The following is an 18,222-nucleotide window of genomic DNA, read 5'->3' as shown; positions in this document are numbered from 1 at the left end:
CTATGGAAGCTGGGGTGAGGAGGAATCCTGGGGAATGGTTGCATAGGTCCAGGCGATCTTCTCCTGTACCCGGTCGTACTCGTGAAGGATGGTCAAAAAGACGTCTACGATCCTGGGATCAAATTGGGTTCCCCTGCCGTTTTTTAGCTCCTCTTTGGCTCTTTCAATCCCAATGCTGGAACGGTAAAGTCGGTCGGAGGTCATGGCGTCAAAGGCGTCCACCACGCTGATGATCCTGGATTCCTCGGGGATGTCTTCCCCCGAGAGGCCATTGGGGTATCCCCGGCCATCAAAGCGTTCATGATGGCATTCCACGATGGGAGCGATGGGACGGAAAGTGCTGACGGCACTGAGAATTTCACTACCCCGCTGGGGGTGTAACTGTATCTCCTCATACTCCTCGGCGGTGAGCCGGCTTTGCTTATTTAAAAGCTGGTCCGCGGTCCCGATTTTGCCGATATCGTGGAAAAGGCCGGCAACCCGGATCCGTTCACGATATGCTTCGTCCTTACCCAGAGCCTGGGCGACCAAATCGGCAAAATAGGAGACTCGATCCGAATGGCCTCTGGTGTAGATATCCTTGGCGTCCACCAGAGCCCGGATGGCCTGGATCATCTCCAGATAGTTGTCCCGCAGCTTGGCATAGGCCTGGTTCAACGCCTCGTTTTTCTGGTTTACTAGCAGATGCAGGGTGATGTTGCTGATGGCCGCCGCCACTTGCTTGGCGTAAACCTCAAGAAGAGTCAAGCCGTGCTCCGGGAAGCCATCGGGTAGGTCTAGAAGGAAAATCCCCTCTATCTGGTGGTGTTCATTGTACAAGGGTAGAACCAGCTGCCGTTCCGCCATGTTCCGCTGGGCGGGGACGTACTCTTGATCAGCCAGCTTTAAATACCATTCCCGGGCCAGGCAGAGGTTGCTCTCATACCGGCCGATGCCCTGGTATACCGGAGGAATTTCCATGGAAGGCACTCCGCCCAAATACACGCAGGCACTGGCATCCGGCAGCATCCGACGGATCTGGTCTAGAACCACTTGGAGAAGGCCGGAAAGAGGCTGTAGCTGGTATAGCAGGGGGGTGCTGTCCAGAATATCCTGAAGGCCGTCCCGGTATTTACGAATGGTGCGCATCTGATCGATGGACTTGACGCAGGACTCCACCAGGAGCTCCAGCTGGTCAAACCGGTCGCTCTTTTCGTAATATCCCTGAATATCCAGTTCCCGAATGGTGCGGATGGGCGGCGCCATGCTTTTGTGTCCGGTAAGCAGGATGATGAAAAGCTCCTGGTTAAAAGCCCTAATCTGGGCCACTACCTCATCGCCGCAGATGGGATCCATCAAAAAGTCCAGCAATAGAATATCATACTGGCCCCGGCGAACCCGTTCAATGGCGGCATAGGGGTCGTTTTCGATGTCCACACGAAACCCGGAGTTTTCAAAATAGGACTGAAGGGTTTCCGTCATGATACGGTCATCGTCCAACGCAAGGATGGTATACTGCTGCTGCCGCTCTTGTTTGCCGATTCTGTTCTTTCTCATCTTAATTCCTCAGTTGTTTGCGCTCTTTTATGGTGATATTCCCGATAGGGAAGGACATACCAAAGATGGATCCGCCCGGGGGATTGGCCTGATACCACATGGTGCCATCGAATTTGCCCCGTATAACGGCATTGCTGATATAGATTCCGAGCCCGGTTCCCCGGGTTCCTTTGCTGGTGACCATCTGCCGGAACAGCTTGCCGGCAATCTCGGGTGGGACGCCCACGCCCCGATCCCGTACGGTGAGATCCAAGGCCTGTGCTTCTGCGTTCCGGGCGATGCCGATGGTAATGGTGTGATCCCCTCCTGGCAGCTGGGCGTCGATAGCGTTGCTGATCAGATTGTTGACCACTTGCACCAGGTTGTTGATATCCCCGTGTAGGAATACCTCCCCTTCCATATGATCCTCTATCTGAAGCTTACAGCCACCGGACAAAAGCTCGTGGCGGAGCAGCAGCGAAACCCGTCTGAGAAGGTCATCCAAGGAGAATTCGGCGGATTCGGATACTGTTACATTGGCGGCTTGGCCTTTGACGGCGCTGATGATGTCCGACATATAGGCGCAGGCTTCCCTCGTTTTATCCAGCCAATCCCGCATTTCGGCGTAGATTTCCCGATAGTCCGACGGCGTAACTTCGGAATCGCCCAAGCTGGCTTCGCACTCCACCACCAGGTTTTCCATGGCGGTAGCACTTCCCGAGATGCTCATAATGGGGGTTTTGAGATTATGGGCCAGTCCGCCGGCCATCTGGCCCAGAGAGGCCAGCCGCTCCTGTTCCATCATGCGGATATGGCTATCTTGGAGCCGCTGCATGCTTTCCTTGATTTTGGTGATGTCCTTGAAGATAACCACGAACCCCTGAATCCGTTCCTCGATGATCAAAGGGGTGACCTCGGCCATATAGGCCAATCGGGTGAGCTCGTCGTTTTGAATCACCTGGACCGGCTGCTCATAGGAGACGTTGCTCTTAGCGGTACGACTTGCCTCGATGGAGGAGATCAAGTTGTACATGGCGCTGCGGTTCTGGAGATCTTCGTCCTTTAGGCAGTCTGAAAGAAAGCCGTTTTCCCGCAGGGATTTGCATGCCCCGAACACCGCTAAAAGGGGTTGGTTGAATCCCAAAATCAGTCCGCTTTCGGTGGTGATGAGATAGCAGTCCGAGATCCAGTCCAACACCCTCTGCATCGCCAGGGGTTTGATGTCGAGAAAATGGAAATGAAAGATGGCCAGGCCATGGCAAGCCATGGTTACGATAAGGCTGATGGGAGTGGCGGCGATGGTCAGATGGAAGATCCGCAGGGTGGTTAATAGGTTTACCACCGCCGGCACCAGGCTTCCAATGGCAAACAGGGCGGCCTGCTTCATAAACAGCCGATTTTGGCTTTTTACCGCAAATCGGACCAGGTAGAAAATGGAGAAGCCGAACTGGGTGAAGATATAGAGCCCCGACAAATATAGGATGGGCCCGAAGACCACCTGGTTGATGTCCACCGAAAACACCCGGTAGAACAGATGATGCAGGGGATTGGTCCAAACCGCCAGGTTTACGATGACGGGCACAACAAACAGCCAGTAGTAGGACTTGGGCATCCGCTCTAGACCTTTGGTGAATACCAGTACCGTGAGCAAGCAGAGGGTGGAAATGGTGCCGCAGCCCAGGTAAACGAGCGCATCCCATACATAGAGCATGATGGTGTTGGCAGGATCTGTGAGCTTCATGGCGATGAGGGAGAGCATCCAGATGGCAAGTAGCACCGAGGCGGTCAGATAGATTTTGTGAATCAGGTGCGGTTTGCCATTCCGAACGGTTCGGATGATGAATGCAAAGATCACGACTACGCAGAGGCATAGGATGACCATAGTGGTGTCGGAAAACATGGGTACCCTCCTTTCTTAGAATGCTCACTCACGGCAAAATTAGCGGAAAAAGGCTTTTAAAAGCCGGGCGGGGCTCGGTTCTGGCCAGGCAAAGCCCAGAGCCGATAGCGCGTCCTGGGTGCTATTGGCGGTAGGGTGAATGCGGGTGGGAACGGCCTTTGACCGGAGCCAGAGGTCCAGCACCATGCTGAGGGCGTGGCCGTGCTCCCTCCGCAGCACCTGGGCCAGATGGGTTTCAAAGGATTGATCCGGCACCGGCTCTATGGATAGCCCCAGCTCTTGGGATAGTTCGTATAGGGACAGGGTGTGGGGATTGATCACATGGTATACCCCGGGATCCGATTGCATCAATAGGGAGATGGCCCGGGCGCAGAGATCGACGGCCGTTAGTTCCACCTGGGTATCCCGCTGGGAAAGGGGCATCCGATACAGGTGGCGCAGCCCTTGGAGGAAGGAGAACAGGGAGTTGCTCTCCGGGTTGCGCTGGAACATGCCGTCGCTGTCCCGGCCTACCAGGTGGCCGACCCGGTAGATGGAGGCGTGAAGACCCCGCTCTATGGCCTGATGCACCAGCCCTTCGGCCAGGAATTTGCTTTGGACGTAGACGTTGTCCCGCCAGTTCTGGCCGATGTCGTAGTCCCTTTCCGTAAAGGTTCGCTCCTCTTGAGGGGATGCGGTAAGGTATTCCCCCGATACGCTGATGGTGGAAATATGGTGCAGGGGGACGCCTAGATCCCAGGCCAAGGAAAGAACATGAGCGGTGCCATCCCGGTTGGTACGAAGGGAATCCGCCGGCGGCGCGTAGTGGCGTACATCGGCGGCGGCGTGGATCAGTCCACCTGCCTTGATGGATTGCCCCAACCCCAGCCGCGGCTGGGTGATATCGCCTGGGATTGCCCGGAGGTCGCTCCGATGGAGATCCAGCCATCCCTGGCCAAAATACCAGGAGAGGATGCTATAGAGCCGTTCCTGCCCGCCTCGGATGGGGCATAGGACAGGCCCCCTATCCGCCTCTACCAGCGTTTTTAGAAGGTGGGCACCAAGATATCCCGTGGCCCCCGTCAGAAGGAGCGTATCCTGGGAAGAGGCTGCTACTGGTCCAGTGGGGCGGGCAGGCTGCGGCAAAAACTCCGATTTTATTTCTTCAACCGGCTGCGCCGCTGGGAAGGTCGCGATGGGCTCCTTAGCCGTCCCCTCTTGATACGAGGCGTTCAGCAGGGCGGCTTGCTGGACCAGGGTAGGGTGATTGTAGAAGTCCAAAAGGGTCATGGACCAGCCGTTTCCATAGTACAGGCTCAACAGGCTGAGGGCGCCCAGGGAGGTGCCCCCCTGTTGGAAGAAGGATTGATTGGGCTGAGGCTGGATGTGCAGCACCTGCTGCCAGAGTGCGGCAAGGGCATCCACACTGGGCGGCGTCCAGAGATCGGACGGCGGTTCATGCGGGGGCAGTGGCTCCGGGCTGGGAGTGACTTTTGCAGGCGGTTCCATCCTGGAAAGGGAATGGAAGCCGGCCCCATCCTCCTGTGGCGGATGCTGGGCTGGGTCACAGTGGGGTTCCAATGCGGGCTTTTTCGCACCGGGAGCAGCGGGAGCCGGGGAAGGATCGGTTTCCGAAGCCCGGGCCAGCAGAGCCAGGCGATCGGTTTTGCCGCTGGCGGTCTGGGGCAGGCAGGAGAGGATGGTCATCCGCTGGGGTACCATGTGGCGGGGCAGACGCTGAGCCAGCCGGGCCCGGAGGGCGTCCAGGTCCAGCTTGGATTCTCTGGCGGGTACCAGGAAAGCCCAGAGAAACTTGCTGCCGGCGCCATCCTCCACCCCTAACACCGCTGTCTGGGAGATGAGCGCGGTATCCAAAAGGGCGGTTTCCACCTCCTGAAGCTCTACCCGCTGACCGCCAATCTTGACTTGGCCATCCAGCCGACCCAGAAAATCCAGGGAACCGTCTGCACGGAGCCGGACCATGTCCCCGGTGCGGTACATGGATTCCCCAGGGAAGAAGGGATCTGTAAGGAAGGCAGCCTGGGTTAGATCGGGCCGTTGGCAATAGCCCAGCGCCAGGCAGTCCCCGGCCAGGTAAAGCTCTCCCTGGGCGGTGGGAAGCACGGGGGCCTGGGTTTCATCCAAGACATATAGGCGGCAATTAGCCAGGCCATGGCCTATGGTGGAGCGGCTCTCGCGGGTGAGGTCCGCCACCGTCACATAGACCGCTGCTTCGGTGGGACCGTACATATTGAGGATGCGTACGCTTCCGGTGGACTGCAAAAGCCGCAGCAGGCCGTCCGATAGGGCTTCCCCCACTAGAATCACTGACTCTACCCCTGCCATGGCCCGGCGGAAGGTTTCCTCCCCCAAGCACATCTGGAGGCGGGAAGGAGTAAACTGTGCCAGCCCCGGCCGGTACCGTTCCATGAGGGAGGCGATACGCCAGGGAAGAAGGGATTCCTCTTCTCCAGCCAGGATTACGGTACGGCCCAGGGCTAGGGGGAGGAGGCTTTCAGTGATGAAGGTATCGAAGGTTATGCCGGTGGTACACAGCACCGGACCATGGGTGGGAGCCAGCAGTTCCCCTATGCTCAGTAGCAGGTTGCAGATGGCCCGGTGGGGTACCATGACCCCTTTGGGCATGCCGGTGGAGCCAGAGGTATATAGGACATAGAGAAGGTCCTCTTCCGTCCGGCCCTCTACGGGCCGGAATGGCGTTTGGCAATGACAGTCTATGGTGATCCGGGGAAGCTGACTCTCCCGGAGCGCGTCCTCCCCAGTACCGTCTGTGAGGATCATGACGGCGCCTGCGTTTTGCAGCATATAGGCTACCCGGGCAGGGGGAAGGTCCCTAGAAACGGGCAGATAGGCACAGCCCGCCTTGGCAATGGCGATCATGGAAAGCAGAAGCTGGGGCGTTCGGCGGCAGCATAGGGCGATGACGGCGCCCCGCTGGGCGCCAGCGGCCTGCAAGCGGGCGGCCAGGGCATCGGTCTGGGTGCGAAGCTCCCCATAGGTGAGCGTTTCCTCCTCAAACCGGATGGCGACGCGGTGGGGATGTGTTTTGGCCGCTTGGTCGATTTGAACGTCCAGCGGCAGCTTTAGGAAGGGGATCTTGGTTTGATTGTGTTGATCCCACAGACGGAACCGATCGCTGGGGGAGAGGACGGCTAGAGCGCCGATGGCACGGCTGTCATCCGCGAGAATCTCCCCGAGGATGGTGCGGTAGCACCGTCCGTAGAGGGCGATGGTAGCCTCCTCGAACAGGGAGGAGGCGTATTCCAGGGTAAAGGCGATGCCATCCGCTTGGGGAGCGGCTTCCAGGGAAAGCTCCAGCTTAGCGGTATGGGTGGGAATGGGGATTAGGTTAAGGGGATGCCCATCCAGAGCGAGGGATTCCTCCGATTTGGGCCGGAGGGAAAACAGAGCGCTGTACAGGGGGTTACCGCCCAGGCTATGGGGGGTTTTGCCCAGGGGGAGCAGGCGCTCAAGAGGAGTGTCCTGCCGGTCCAGAAGCTCCATGATCCGCTTTCCGGTGTCCGCGAGATAGTCCCGCGCCGCCGCTGAAGCGTTGGGCGTCAGGGTAAGGGGCAGGGTGCTGACAAAGCAGCCCAGCATTTGGTCCAGCTGCGAATGGTTTCGTCCTGCCATGGGAGTGCCCAGGGAGAGGGAATCCGCTCCCGATATCTTGGAGAGCAGGATGCCGAACACTCCTGCCAAAAGGGTGAACAGGGAGATTCCCCGCTGGGCGCAGTAATCTCGACAGGCCTGGGCGGTCCACCGGTCCAACTGAAACCGGTGCTGCTCTCCCCGGTAGTCAAAAGTTCTCTGCCGGGGAAGGTCGGTAGGCAGCTCCACTGGTTCTTTGGGGAGCGTTTCCTCCCAGTAGGTCAGATCTATCTGCCGTTCCTGGGCCAGATAATGGGCGTAATCGATGTATCGGAGGGAGGGTTTATGGAGGGATTTCCCTCTATAACACCGATCCAGCCGCTCAAGGAAGAGGGACGTGCTGAGACCATCCCCGATGAGATGGTGCAGGTCCAGCAGAAGGAGGGTTTCTCCGCTTTCCTTTTTCCAGGTGGCGGCCCGGAATAGGGGAGGCGACGCCAGGTCAAAGGGAGCGAGGAACGCCTTTTGGGCCTCCTCTAAGGTGGCGGCCGAGAGGGAATCCAGATGGAATTCCACATGGGGGGATACCCGCTGCCGGGGCTGGCCGTCTCGGAGATAAAATCCCGTCCGCAGAATCGGCTCCTCCTGGATCAGTCGAATCATGGCGGATTCCAGGCGCTGGAGGTCCAGCCCAGTGGGCAGAACCAGATGCCCCGGCATATGGTAGACGAGACCTGCGGGGTCCAGCTGGGACTGTAGGAAAATTCCGGCCTGGGCGGGCGTTAGGGGATAATCCTCTAAATCTGGCGCTGCGGGGACGCCGGTGGCCTTGGGAAGCGCTGCGGTCTCGTCCGCTAAAAGCGCGGCTAGGTTTCGAGCGGTTCGCAGGGCGTAAAGATCGGATACGGTGAGGGTCAGGCCGTGAATGGACTCCAGCTCTAACAGAGTTTCCATGGCATTGAGGGAATCCCCGCCGACCGAAAAATAATCGCTGTTGGGGGTGAGTCCTGGGCGGTTCAGCACCCGCTGGAAAAGATCCAGTATCTGCCGCTCTAAAGGGGTGGCGGAAGCATCCTCCTGAGAAGCTTGGGGCAGGGGCAGGAGGGAAACGTCCGCTTTGCCATTGGGGCTCAGGGGAATTTCCGGCACCTCCACCAGGTGCGCTGGGATCATATAATCCGGTAGGCTACGTCCCATATGCCGAAGCAGCTCCCCCTTTGTTAGGGGAGCGCTGGTGGTGTAGTAGGCCACAAGACAGGGGACGCCGGAAAGCTCTGCCACCTGGAGCGCGGCGTCCGTAATCCTAGGATGGCCCAGGAGGCAGGCGGTGATCTCCTGGGGTTCCAGCCGTACGCCCCGAACCTTGAGCTGGCCGTCCATCCGGCCGCCCAGCAGCAGTTCACCGTCCTTCGTCCAGCATCCCACGTCCCCGGTACGGTAGAGGCGCTCCCCATGGGAAAAGGGGCTGGGGAAAAAGCTCTTTTCCGTTAATTCTGGGGCGTTTCGATAGCCGCGGCCTACGTTTTTACCGCCAATGTATATTTCCCCGTAGACTCCGATGGGGAGGGGGTGGCGGTATTGATCCAGCACGTAAAGCTTACAGTTGTCCATGGGCCGGCCGGCGGTGATGGCGTTGGTACCGTTGAGCAGCTTGTAGCTGACCCCTACCGTGGCTTCGGAAGGGCCATATTGGTTGTAGATCCGGGCATCGGTGAGAAGCTGGATCTGATGGAGCAGGGCGGGGGAGATGGATTCTCCTCCGCAGATGAGAGACTCCACCCGCACCACGGCTCGTTGGAAGGCAGGGTTTTTGAGGTATGCGCTTAGTCTGGAAGGAGTTAGGGCCATAGTCCCCACTGCAAAGCCGGTGATCAGTTCCGCCAGCCGCTGGGGACGCTCCAGATCCTCTTCCCGGGGCAGAACGATGGTACGCCCGTTTAAAAGGGCGGCCATACTCTCCAGCAAAAACACGTCAAAGCCTAGGTTGCAGAGGGACAGTACTGCTCCATGGCCGTAAAGAGAGGACATGCCAGAGGCAAAGCTACACAGGTTTTCCTGGGTGATCTCCACCCCTTTGGGATGTCCGGTACTGCCGGAGGTATAGACGAGATAGGCAAGATCTCCGGGTGCGGCGGGACAGACAAAGGCCTCGGGGACGTGAGGCAGCGACTGGGGGGAGAGGATGGGCAGTTCCAGGTGGGCGAAGGAGGAAGCGTTGTCCTCTGAAAGAAGGAGGGTGGTGGCTCCACTGTCCCGGATCAGCTCCTCCGCCCGCTCCTGGGGCAGAGAGGGAGAGAGCAGCACCCAGGGGCGTCCCGCCTGGGCTGCTCCCGCCATGGCCATGAGCAGTTCCTGGGTTCGGGGCAGTCCAATAGCTACCGGCTCCCGGGAATCGCTTAGGGCATGGGCGTAATCGTTTGCCCGCTGCTCCAAAAGGGCGTAGGGATAGCGGTGGCCATCGTGGATGACGGCTACCCGCCGGGGGTGCTTTTCATAGGCAAGGCGCAGGCCTTCATACAGGGTATGAAAAGGCAGGGGGGCATTTGTCCGGTTGAAATCGAAGAGCACCGTCTCCTGCTCTTCCCGGCTGGGGAGGGCAATCTCCCGGATGGGGATCCTTGGATTCTCTAGGGCTTGGTACAGGATACCGGTAAGGTAGCTGTGTAGATCTGTGATCTCCCGCTCTGAGAAGAGCTGGGCCAGATAGTCGTAGCTTACGGAATACCGGTGGATGTCCCGTATATTATTGAGATGGATGCACAGCTGCTCCCCTTGGTAGCCGTTGTAATCCCATTGTCCCGACAAGGTGACCGAGGCGTCCTCTCCCGCCATGATGACCCCGTTTTGATAGGAAAGCACCAGGTGAAAGAGCTGATCCATATGTGGATGCTGTGCCCGGGCCTGAGCCGCGATCTCGGCAAAGGGAAGCCGCTGGTGGCGCAGAAGATCGTACCAGCTTTCCCCTAGGTTGCGATTAAACTCCTCAAAACTCCAGCTTTCGTCCAGGGAAAAGAGAAAGGGCAGGGTGCTGACGAACATACCTGTGGTTTCCCGGTCGACAAAATCCCCCCGGTTGAAGATGGGCACGCCGATGCTGAACCGATCCAGTCCCTTGGCCCGTTTGAGGTAGATGGCCAAGGCCATATAGAAAACCGCAAAGGGGGAGACCCGATTTTGTTCACAGAAGGAAAAGATGGCGTGGTTTAATAGCTCCGGCAGATCAAAGGTCTTTCGAAGCCCAATGGGGCTGACCTGGGCGCTTTTGCATTCCTTGATGGCCGCAGGGGTGAAGGGCTCTGCCAGAAGGTTTTCCCAAAACGCCTGGTCTCGTCCATGGGCGGCGGACGTGGCATAGGCCTGCTCCTTATCCACATGACGGCGATAGCTGGGATAGGATTCCTCCACAAGGGGTTCCCCTGCCAACAGAGCAAGATAGGCAGCCGCCACACGGTTGGTGAGCAGCACCTGGGACCAGCCGTCCGAGATGATATGGTGGGTTTTTAGAAGGACGCCGCCATGGGATTCTCCCAGCTTAAAGATGGAAAAGGAAAAAAGGGGGCCGCCCACCAGGGGAAGGGGCTCCCGCGCCACTGTGGCCTCCCAGTGATCAAAGCTTTCTTTGGAAGACAGGGTGAAATCGAATACGGGAAAATGAACGGGCGTATAATCCGCCGTATATTGCCGGGGTTCCCCCTCCTTTGAGAGGAGAAGTCGTGTGCGCAGGGAGGCGTCCTGTGCCAGGACATGGTTGAGGCTTTCCTGCAAAAGGGCAGGATCAAACCGCCCCCTGATGTGAACGGCCTCACAGATGTTGCCGATGGGAGCGCCGGAATGGGTCCTTTCCAGCCGCCAGATGTTTTGCTGGCTTTGGGAAAGGGGATATGCGTCTGTATGCGGCATCTTCGCTTTCTCCACCCTATCATCCACCCTGCAGGCCGCAGCCGCGGTCTTGCCATACTGAATAAATATGCGGCGATATTCGCCCAACATAAATTTGGTAACAATGTAACATTAATTATATGATTTATTTGGATGAAATAGCAAGGTTTTTGTCGAGAAAGACCGATAGAAAACCCACAAAAACGCATAAAAACTCATAAAGAATCGGAGAAATCCAAGAATATGTTTTAGTGTGACCGGAGGAGCAAAAGAGGGCAAAATCTCTTCGGATGTTTTGCTATTAAAAAAAGAGCCCATGCGGGCTCTTTTTTTAATGAAGGATGCGGCCGTCTCCGTTGGTATGGCGGTTCCCCCGCACATGCGCCCCATCCTCTTTGAGGGGGATGTCGTAGATCTCCAGATAGGATTCCACCTCGGGCTGCGAGATGATTTCCGCCTGAACCAGACCGGTGCATTCGGTGGTGGAGACCACCGATTCGGGCTCCAGGTGCAAAATCGCATCCTCTTCCTCGCGGTAGGACTTTTTGATGGCCCGGTCCTGGGGCAGGTCCTTATGCATAGGATCAGTCCTTTCTTATTCGATGCATCCGCCTTCATAGTTTGTCCCGGCAGGGGAAAAACTATGTTAGTCCAGGGTAGGGTAGCACCGGTAGCAGCCTGGATCCACGTAGGAGCGGTCTACCACTATGAAGTTTTGCTCTTCCAGGCGGTTGAGGGCATCTAAAATGGAAAGCATAGGATACCCCGTCTCCCGAAAGAGAAAAGAGACGGTTTCTCCGGGGAAGTCCAGGATACAGTCGTAGATGGCACGGGTTACGGGTTTCATGGAATTAGGATTCCCCATGGGGTTGAACCTATCCAAAAACAAAAGAACCCCGCCTGGCGGAGTTCTTTTGCGCGAATCGTTATTTTACACGGAAGGATTCACAATCGGTGCACTGGCACTGAGTGGGATTCTGCTCGTGGGTACCCACGGAAATCTGATCCAGGGAGCAGAAATTCTCGCTCTGGCAATGATGTACACACTGAGTTACGGTACAACCAATACTTTTGTTGGCCTGCATGTTTTCTCACCTCCGAAGATTCACTCATAGTGTGCCCAGGAGAAGGAGGTTTATGCGCGGTCTTTTACACAAAAAAGCCGCCGGAAATCGGCGGCTTTTACCGGTGGCTTCGGTTGCGCAAAATTAGATGATGAAAAAGGGTTTTTCTCTGCTGCGTTGGATTGGTTATTTGGATTGGTTGGTTATATGGCGCAGGAAACCGCCGGGAAAAGCTGATGGATTAGCCCCGAGGCCGGTAGGCGGGAACCCTGATCCCTTTTGAGAACCGCTGCTGTATTTGATACTGACGGTATAAGGTCAACGTGAGATACCCGCACCAGACCATGGGCAAAAACGCGAGAACCACAGTGCCGATCATGATTGCCTGTAACATGGAATTCCCTTCCTTTCCTGGGAGCCGTTCGTTCCCTTGATGATGTTAGGATAGCAAGTGATTTTTATATAAATGTTAATCCTAGGTGACATAATATGGCGGAAATATGATTTTTTGTCCAAAATTATGGGCCGGCTGGAGAGAATCGTTTTAGCCTATGGTATAGAATCCTGCGGCCGCGCCATACTAACCGATAGATTGGAAGAAAAAGGAGCGTCCTAATGGAATCCTACTGGGAGAAGAGCGTGGAGCGGACGGACTATCCGCCTCTTACGGAGAAGACTTCGGCGGATGTGTGCGTCATTGGAGGCGGTATCGTGGGACTGTGCACCGCCGCTCGCATGATGGAAAAGGGCTATGGGGTGGTGCTTTTGGAGGCTCGGCGCTTGGGGTCGGGCGCCACCGGCGGCACCACGGCTAAGATCACAGTGCAGCACGGAGCCACCTGCTACCAGGATTTGATCCGGCGCAAAGGTCCCCGCGGTGCTTCTCTTCACGGCCAGGCCAATCGAGAGGCGCTTTTGGAGTATCCCGCGCTTTTGCGGGATTGGGAGGTGCAATGCGACTATGCGGCCGCGCCATTCTATCTGTATGCTGCCACCGAGCGGGGGGTGGAGACTTTAAAACGGGAGAAAGACGCCCATAAGCGGGCAGGGATTGAGAGCCGCTGGGCGGAGGAAACTTTGCCCTTTGCAACGAAAGCCGCATTGGTATTGGAGGACCAGGCCATCTTTCATCCTCTGAAATTTGTACAGGGCATGGCCAGGGCGCTAGCCAAGAGGGGATGTCGTATCTATGAGGAAACCCGGGCTTTGCGCATCGATGATTTTGGCCGGGTTCATACGCCCGAAGGAGGCGTCATGGCCAGCCATGTTGTTATAGCCACACATTATCCCATTCTGGATAAGCCAGGCATGTATTATGCCCGCATGTATCAAGAGCGTTCCTACGCTTGCCGTTTGGAGGGGCCTAAGCTCTGCGCCATGTATTTTGGCGTAGAGGAGGATAGCCCAAGCTATCGTCCCGCGGGGGAGTGGATCATCGCTTCGGGAATACGGCATCCTACCGGAAAGGATCCTCAGGGGAATCCATACCAACGGCTTTTGGAACGGACCCGGCAACAGTTTGGCCGTGTGCAGAGCATGGAGGGGTGGTCTGCACAGGATTGTATGCCCTATGACGGGGTTCCGCTTATCGGCTGGTATGGGAAGTCCGATGATCGTCGTCTGGTGGCCACCGGCTTTCAAAAGTGGGGTATGAGCCAGGCGCTGGCAGCCGCCGGCATTCTGAGCGACTTGGTGCATCGGGGCAAGAGCGTTTACGAAGAACTGTACCGGCCATGGCGGGTAGCGCCTTTGGATATGACGCGGGGATATCTTGCCCATACCGGCACTCTGGCGGCCTCTTTGGCGGCGGGCTGGATGGGAATTCCCTCCTTAAAACCGGAATCCCAGGGGGGACAGGTAGTCCGCAAGGATGGCAAGCGGATGGGCCTATACCGAAATGAGTTTGGGGAGGAATTTACCATAAAGGCTAAATGCAGCCACATGGGGTGTAGCCTGAAGTGGAACGATGCGGAGAAGACCTGGGACTGCCCCTGCCATGGTTCCCGGTATGATATCCATGGAAACGTACTGGAGGCCCCGGCCATTCGAGGCATCGGAGAGGAATAAGGGACAGCCCTTTCCCCATATGGATACTGGGGAAGGAGTGTGGCGCCATGAAGCTTATATGGACCCGGGTGCCCAAGGGAAAGTCCCGTCGGAAAAAGCAGTCCGGCGGATGGAATGGAAAGAGGTTGAAACGGGGCGCGTATCTGCTGGCTGTATCGGTGTTGGCGCTGCTGGTGGGGACTCAGTTATGGGGCATTGGGGAGAGCGTGGTTACCATCGTGGCCTATCATCCCCAGAACTGGGGGCTTAGCTTTGGCGCCGAGGGGGAAAAGCCTCGGGGCAACGCCGAAGCGGAGTTCCTGGCTCAGTACAACAGCTACTATGTGGCGCCTACCGATGAAAAGGTGATCTATCTAACCTTTGACGCCGGCTATGAAAACGGCAACACGGAGAAGATCCTGGATGCCCTAAAAAAGCACAATGCTCCCGCTACGTTTTTCTTGGTAGGGCATTACATTGAGAGCAGTCCCGATCTTGTAAAACGGATGGTGGCTGAGGGACATATCGTGGGAAACCATACCATGCATCATCCCAACATGAGCAAAATCGGGGAGATGGAGAAATTTAAAAAGGAGATCACCGACTTGGAGGCGCTCTACCAGGAATGCACCGGCCAGGAGATGAAGAAATTCTACCGTCCTCCCGAGGGAAAATTTAGCGAAAGCAATCTTAAGCAAGCCCAGCAGCTGGGGTATACTACCTGCTTCTGGAGCTTGGCATACGCCGATTGGTATGAGGAGAAACAGCCCACCCCGGAGGAGGCTTATGCCAAGCTGCTACCCCGGATCCATCCTGGCGCCATCGTGCTGCTGCACAGCACCAGTTCTACAAACGCCGAAATTATGGATGATCTTTTGACGAAATGGGAGGAGATGGGCTATACCTTTGGCAGTTTGGAGGATTTGAATAAATAGGTGAAAAGAAAAGCCCCGTGGATGGACGGGGCTTTTCTTCTGGGCGGGCAACGCTTTTATTGCGCCGGGCTCTTCATCCCGCTATAATGAATGAAACCAAAGAAAGAGGGGGTTAACCGTGGAGATGACGAGGGAAGAAGCCTACGGGCTGTTGAAGGAATACGTTGAGAAGGAGAGCCTTATCAAGCACTGTGTGGCGGTACAGGCCGCTATGGAGGAACTGGCCAGGGTTCTTCAGGGGGATGAGGAACGCTGGGGCGTAGTGGGCATCCTTCACGATATTGATTATGAGCGCTATCCCCAAGAGCATGCCGTAAAGGCTAGGGAACTGCTGGAGGAAAAGGGAGTGCCGGAGGATATCATTCGGGCGGTGCAGAGCCATGCCTATGGCCTATGTACCGATGTGGAGCCCCTGAGCGATATGGAAAAGGCCGTATATGCCGCCGATGAGATGACCGGCTTAGTCAACGCCTGCGTGTTGGTGCGGCCCAGCCGAAGCATTATGGATCTCACGGTAAAGTCCGTCAAAAAGAAGTGGAAGGACAAGGCCTTTGCCGCTGCCATCAACCGGGATGTGATTCAGGATGGTGCTGACCGACTGGGCATGCCGCTAGAGGAGCTGATGGCCCATACCATCGAGGGGATGAAAAAATACGCCGATGTCCTGGGCCTTGTGGGGGAAGCGCAATGATCAAGCATGTGGTGTGTTGGAAGCTGCTGGACCATGCCCAGGGACGGAACAAGGAGGAAAACGCCGTCCTGCTGCGGGATCGGCTCATGGCGCTTCGTCCTCTGATCCAGGGAATTGTGGAGATGGAGGTGGGCATCGATTGCACCGGTGATGGGGGAAATTATGACGCTTGTCTTGTTTCGGTGTTTTCCTCCATGGAGGCGCTCCATGCGTATAAGGTTCATCCGGCTCATGTGAAGGTATCGGAGTTTTGCAATGAGATCCGTGAGAGCCGGGTGGCGGTGGATTGGGAGCTGTAAAAGCGGGAATGGGACCAATCGATGTAAAAAAGCACTTGCAGGGGCGAATGCTTCTGAGACAGAGGCGCATCTGTTCAAGAAAACCGGTGGTTGTGGAGGAAGCAGTATGTATGACCTTAACGACAGCGATTATGCGTTGATCTCGCTTGCTCAAAATACAATTCAAATGAATTATGATGATGAAAATTACAATCACACGGTTGGAGCTGCTGTTCGATGCAAAAGCGGGAAAATATATGTTGGAGTAAATGTTTATTCTTTGCATGGAGCATGTGCCGAGCAGATCGCAATAGGTACTGCCATAACAAATGGGGAAAGAGCTTTTGAGACAATCGTAGCGGTCCGAGGAAAAAGAGGCGAAGAGATTATTCCGCCCTGCGGGAATTGCCGCCAGCTGCTGTGCGATTACGCACCCATGTGTGAAGTAATTATCGTAGTCAATGGAAAAACAAAAAAAGTTTGTGCTAAAGAACTGCAGCCGTTTGCGTATTGTTTGGAGAAATAGCGGCGCACGTCCATATTTAGTCAGGGGTTTTTATTAAGTCTTTTTACGCTCTTTGCAGTTGTTTTTGATAAAAGCTCCAACGGCAGCAAACTAGGGAGAACTTTTTGTATTGTGTAACCATTGAAGAAGGATAAAGAAAAAGCGCCTCCGTTGGAGGCGCTTTTTTTAGACCCGCATTTCTTTCCATTTGCCGGTTCGGAACCGGTAGGTGACAAGGATACACCGAACGAATTGTTCCGCGGTGATGGCGATCCAGGCGCCGATGAGTCCCCAGCCGAATACATTGACCAGAAGGATGCCAAACAAGGGGCGCAGGATCATGACGCACAGCATCAATACCATGGCGGTAAACCGGGTATCGCCCGCTCCCCGCAGGGAGGCAGCTTGGATGAAATAGGAGCATTGAACGGGCTGGGTGATGGATACGAAGGTGAGTACTCCTACCGCCATGGCCACCACGTCGGGTTCATTGTTGTACATCAAAACGATGGGCCGGGCAAAGGTGAACATCAAAAGGCCGATGAGGACGGCCACCACCAGCCCCACTCGGTTGGTCTGGCGCGCGTACTCCTCCGCCAAATCAGGTCGCTCGCGGCCTAGGTTTTGACCTACAAAGGTTGTGGAGGCTACACCAAAGGCCTGGCCTGTGGTAAAGGACAGGCTTTCGATGTTGATGGTCACCATATGGGCGGCAAAGGCGGCGGTGCCCAACCCCGATACCACCCGGGTGAAGATGGTTTGACCGATCCGCATGCCGAGCTGCTCCGCCATGGCGGGACTGCCCACCCGGGTCATCCGTTTGATTACCGTCCAATCCAGAAGCTTGTTCTTGCGGGACAGATAGACGTATTGGTGCTTGCGGAGCAGAATAAAAAGTCCGAGGAAAAAGGCCACCACGAACCCAAGAGAGGTGGCGATGGCGGCGCCCGCTACCTCCAGGCGGGGGAAACCGAAATTGCCGTAGATGAGGCAGTAGTTGAAAAACACGTTGATGATGTTGGCCGTGAAGTTCATATAAAGGGAGGCCTTGGTGTTTCCTACCCCCCGAAGGGCAGCGGTGATGGCCATACCGGCGATGTTGAAAGGCAGGCCGATTAACAGGAATTCAAAATACTGGGTGCCGTACAGGGTGGTGGTTTCGTCTCCCCCCATAAAACGCACCATATCGGAGGCAAAGAAAAAGCCCACGGTGCATAGCGCGATGGAGATTACAATGGAGAGGATCAGGTTGCTGGACGTCGCTGTATTGGCGGTGTCCTGCCTGCCCTCTCCTCGGCTCCGCGCTACCAAGGCGGTACAGCCGACATTAAACGCCTGAAACACGGCCAGCATCAGAAACTTGGGCTGGTTGGTCAGCCCTACGGCTGTGATGGCGTAGGAGCCCAGCTGGCCCACCATCATCATATCGACGATGCCACAGAGGGAGACCAGGATCATCTCCATGGCCGAGGGCCATGCCATCCGGAAAATATCGCTGCGGATCTCCTTTAAGGTGGGGTTTTCCTTGGTTTCAAAGTGATGGGCTTGCGGCTCTTTTTTGGCGGCAAAAAGGGACAAGACTAGCAACACCTTTCCACTTTGGCAGGCGTGGACACAGGACCCCCGCCCAGGGGGAGCCTCTTGCCCGCGTGTCAAAATATTTTGCTCGAGCTACTCGATAAATTTTTGATAAGTACACTATACACCCTATGTAAATTATTGCAAGCCGGTTCCAGATATTGAATCGTTGCTATGGCAACGTTTGCATTTCGGCGGGTTCTGTGATGAAATAAAATCGATAAGCAAGGAGGAAGAAAA

The 18,222-nt window shown here is 56.2% G+C and carries 13 protein-coding genes; 5 read left to right on the top strand and 8 right to left on the bottom strand.

What is annotated here, in order from left to right:
* The 7 genes from KP626_RS04875 to KP626_RS04845 all read right to left on the bottom strand — a co-directional run bounded on the left by KP626_RS04875 (position 1) and on the right by KP626_RS04845 (position 12,343).
* Positions 1-1,536 carry an HD domain-containing phosphohydrolase gene (locus tag KP626_RS04875; RefSeq protein WP_395975341.1) on the bottom strand — a complete coding sequence of 512 codons (1,536 nt, stop codon included), beginning with the start codon at positions 1,534-1,536 and terminating at the stop codon, positions 1-3.
* Position 1,537: 1 nt separating this feature from the next.
* Positions 1,538-3,415, bottom strand: coding sequence for a histidine kinase N-terminal 7TM domain-containing protein (locus KP626_RS04870; protein ID WP_395975339.1), 1,878 nt, complete (start codon positions 3,413-3,415; stop codon positions 1,538-1,540).
* Between the two features lie 39 nt (positions 3,416-3,454).
* Entirely contained in the window at positions 3,455-10,906 is a 7,452-nt protein-coding gene (locus KP626_RS04865; RefSeq protein WP_395978895.1) for an amino acid adenylation domain-containing protein, read from the bottom strand.
* Between the two features lie 310 nt (positions 10,907-11,216).
* Positions 11,217-11,465: a hypothetical protein gene (locus KP626_RS04860; protein ID WP_395978893.1), complete on the bottom strand. Its 249-nt coding sequence runs from the start codon at positions 11,463-11,465 to the stop codon at positions 11,217-11,219.
* Positions 11,466-11,531: 66 nt separating this feature from the next.
* The gene (locus KP626_RS04855) at positions 11,532-11,732 is read right to left on the bottom strand and encodes a hypothetical protein (protein ID WP_395978891.1); all 201 of its coding nucleotides are present in this window, start codon (positions 11,730-11,732) and stop codon (positions 11,532-11,534) included.
* A 79-nt stretch (positions 11,733-11,811) separates the two neighbouring features.
* On the bottom strand, positions 11,812-11,970 hold the full coding sequence (locus KP626_RS04850) for a DUF1540 domain-containing protein (RefSeq protein ID WP_395978889.1): 159 nt from the start codon (positions 11,968-11,970) through the stop codon (positions 11,812-11,814).
* Positions 11,971-12,190: 220 nt separating this feature from the next.
* On the bottom strand, positions 12,191-12,343 hold the full coding sequence (locus KP626_RS04845; RefSeq protein WP_395978887.1) for a hypothetical protein: 153 nt from the start codon (positions 12,341-12,343) through the stop codon (positions 12,191-12,193).
* 221 nt (positions 12,344-12,564) lie between these two features.
* On the opposite strand from KP626_RS04845, the gene KP626_RS04840 reads away from it, so the two are divergent.
* The 5 genes from KP626_RS04840 (at position 12,565) to KP626_RS04820 (ending at position 16,425) form a co-directional block, all read left to right on the top strand.
* Positions 12,565-14,016 carry an FAD-dependent oxidoreductase gene (locus KP626_RS04840; protein ID WP_395978885.1) on the top strand — a complete coding sequence of 484 codons (1,452 nt, stop codon included), beginning with the start codon at positions 12,565-12,567 and terminating at the stop codon, positions 14,014-14,016.
* Between the two features lie 47 nt (positions 14,017-14,063).
* Positions 14,064-14,930, top strand: a complete 867-nt coding sequence (pdaA, locus tag KP626_RS04835) for a delta-lactam-biosynthetic de-N-acetylase (protein WP_395978883.1) — start codon at positions 14,064-14,066, stop codon at positions 14,928-14,930.
* Positions 14,931-15,054: 124 nt separating this feature from the next.
* On the top strand, positions 15,055-15,621 hold the full coding sequence (locus KP626_RS04830; RefSeq protein ID WP_395978963.1) for an HDIG domain-containing metalloprotein: 567 nt from the start codon (positions 15,055-15,057) through the stop codon (positions 15,619-15,621).
* On the top strand, positions 15,618-15,920 hold the full coding sequence (locus tag KP626_RS04825; protein ID WP_395978881.1) for a Dabb family protein: 303 nt from the start codon (positions 15,618-15,620) through the stop codon (positions 15,918-15,920). Before KP626_RS04830 ends, KP626_RS04825 begins: the two co-directional genes overlap by 4 nt.
* Before the next feature lie 106 nt (positions 15,921-16,026).
* Positions 16,027-16,425 (top strand): cytidine deaminase, encoded by a 399-nt coding sequence (locus KP626_RS04820; protein ID WP_395978879.1) that lies wholly within the window; start codon positions 16,027-16,029, stop codon positions 16,423-16,425.
* Between the two features lie 165 nt (positions 16,426-16,590).
* Here KP626_RS04820 and KP626_RS04815 read toward each other — a convergent pair whose 3' ends face one another.
* Positions 16,591-17,991 (bottom strand): MATE family efflux transporter, encoded by a 1,401-nt coding sequence (locus tag KP626_RS04815; protein ID WP_395978877.1) that lies wholly within the window; start codon positions 17,989-17,991, stop codon positions 16,591-16,593.
* Positions 17,992-18,222: the final 231 nt, after the last annotated feature.

The sequence above is a fragment of the Christensenella sp. MSJ-20 genome, from assembly GCF_044357945.1.
Classification (GTDB): Bacteria; Bacillota; Clostridia; order Christensenellales; family QAND01; genus QAND01.
This window is presented reverse-complemented; position numbering and strand designations above follow the sequence as displayed.

Coding starts and splice junctions, on each gene's coding strand:
- KP626_RS04825 (WP_395978881.1), top strand. CDS start 15,618: ATGATCAAGCATGTGGTGTGTTGGAAGCTGCTGGACCATGCCCAGGGA.
- KP626_RS04830 (WP_395978963.1), top strand. CDS start 15,055: ATGACGAGGGAAGAAGCCTACGGGCTGTTGAAGGAATACGTTGAGAAG.
- KP626_RS04820 (WP_395978879.1), top strand. CDS start 16,027: ATGTATGACCTTAACGACAGCGATTATGCGTTGATCTCGCTTGCTCAA.
- KP626_RS04865 (WP_395978895.1), bottom strand. CDS start 10,906: ATGCCGCATACAGACGCATATCCCCTTTCCCAAAGCCAGCAAAACATC.
- KP626_RS04875 (WP_395975341.1), bottom strand. CDS start 1,536: ATGAGAAAGAACAGAATCGGCAAACAAGAGCGGCAGCAGCAGTATACC.
- pdaA (WP_395978883.1), top strand. CDS start 14,064: ATGAAGCTTATATGGACCCGGGTGCCCAAGGGAAAGTCCCGTCGGAAA.
- KP626_RS04840 (WP_395978885.1), top strand. CDS start 12,565: ATGGAATCCTACTGGGAGAAGAGCGTGGAGCGGACGGACTATCCGCCT.
- KP626_RS04855 (WP_395978891.1), bottom strand. CDS start 11,732: ATGAAACCCGTAACCCGTGCCATCTACGACTGTATCCTGGACTTCCCC.
- KP626_RS04845 (WP_395978887.1), bottom strand. CDS start 12,343: ATGTTACAGGCAATCATGATCGGCACTGTGGTTCTCGCGTTTTTGCCC.
- KP626_RS04850 (WP_395978889.1), bottom strand. CDS start 11,970: ATGCAGGCCAACAAAAGTATTGGTTGTACCGTAACTCAGTGTGTACAT.
- KP626_RS04860 (WP_395978893.1), bottom strand. CDS start 11,465: ATGCATAAGGACCTGCCCCAGGACCGGGCCATCAAAAAGTCCTACCGC.
- KP626_RS04870 (WP_395975339.1), bottom strand. CDS start 3,415: ATGTTTTCCGACACCACTATGGTCATCCTATGCCTCTGCGTAGTCGTG.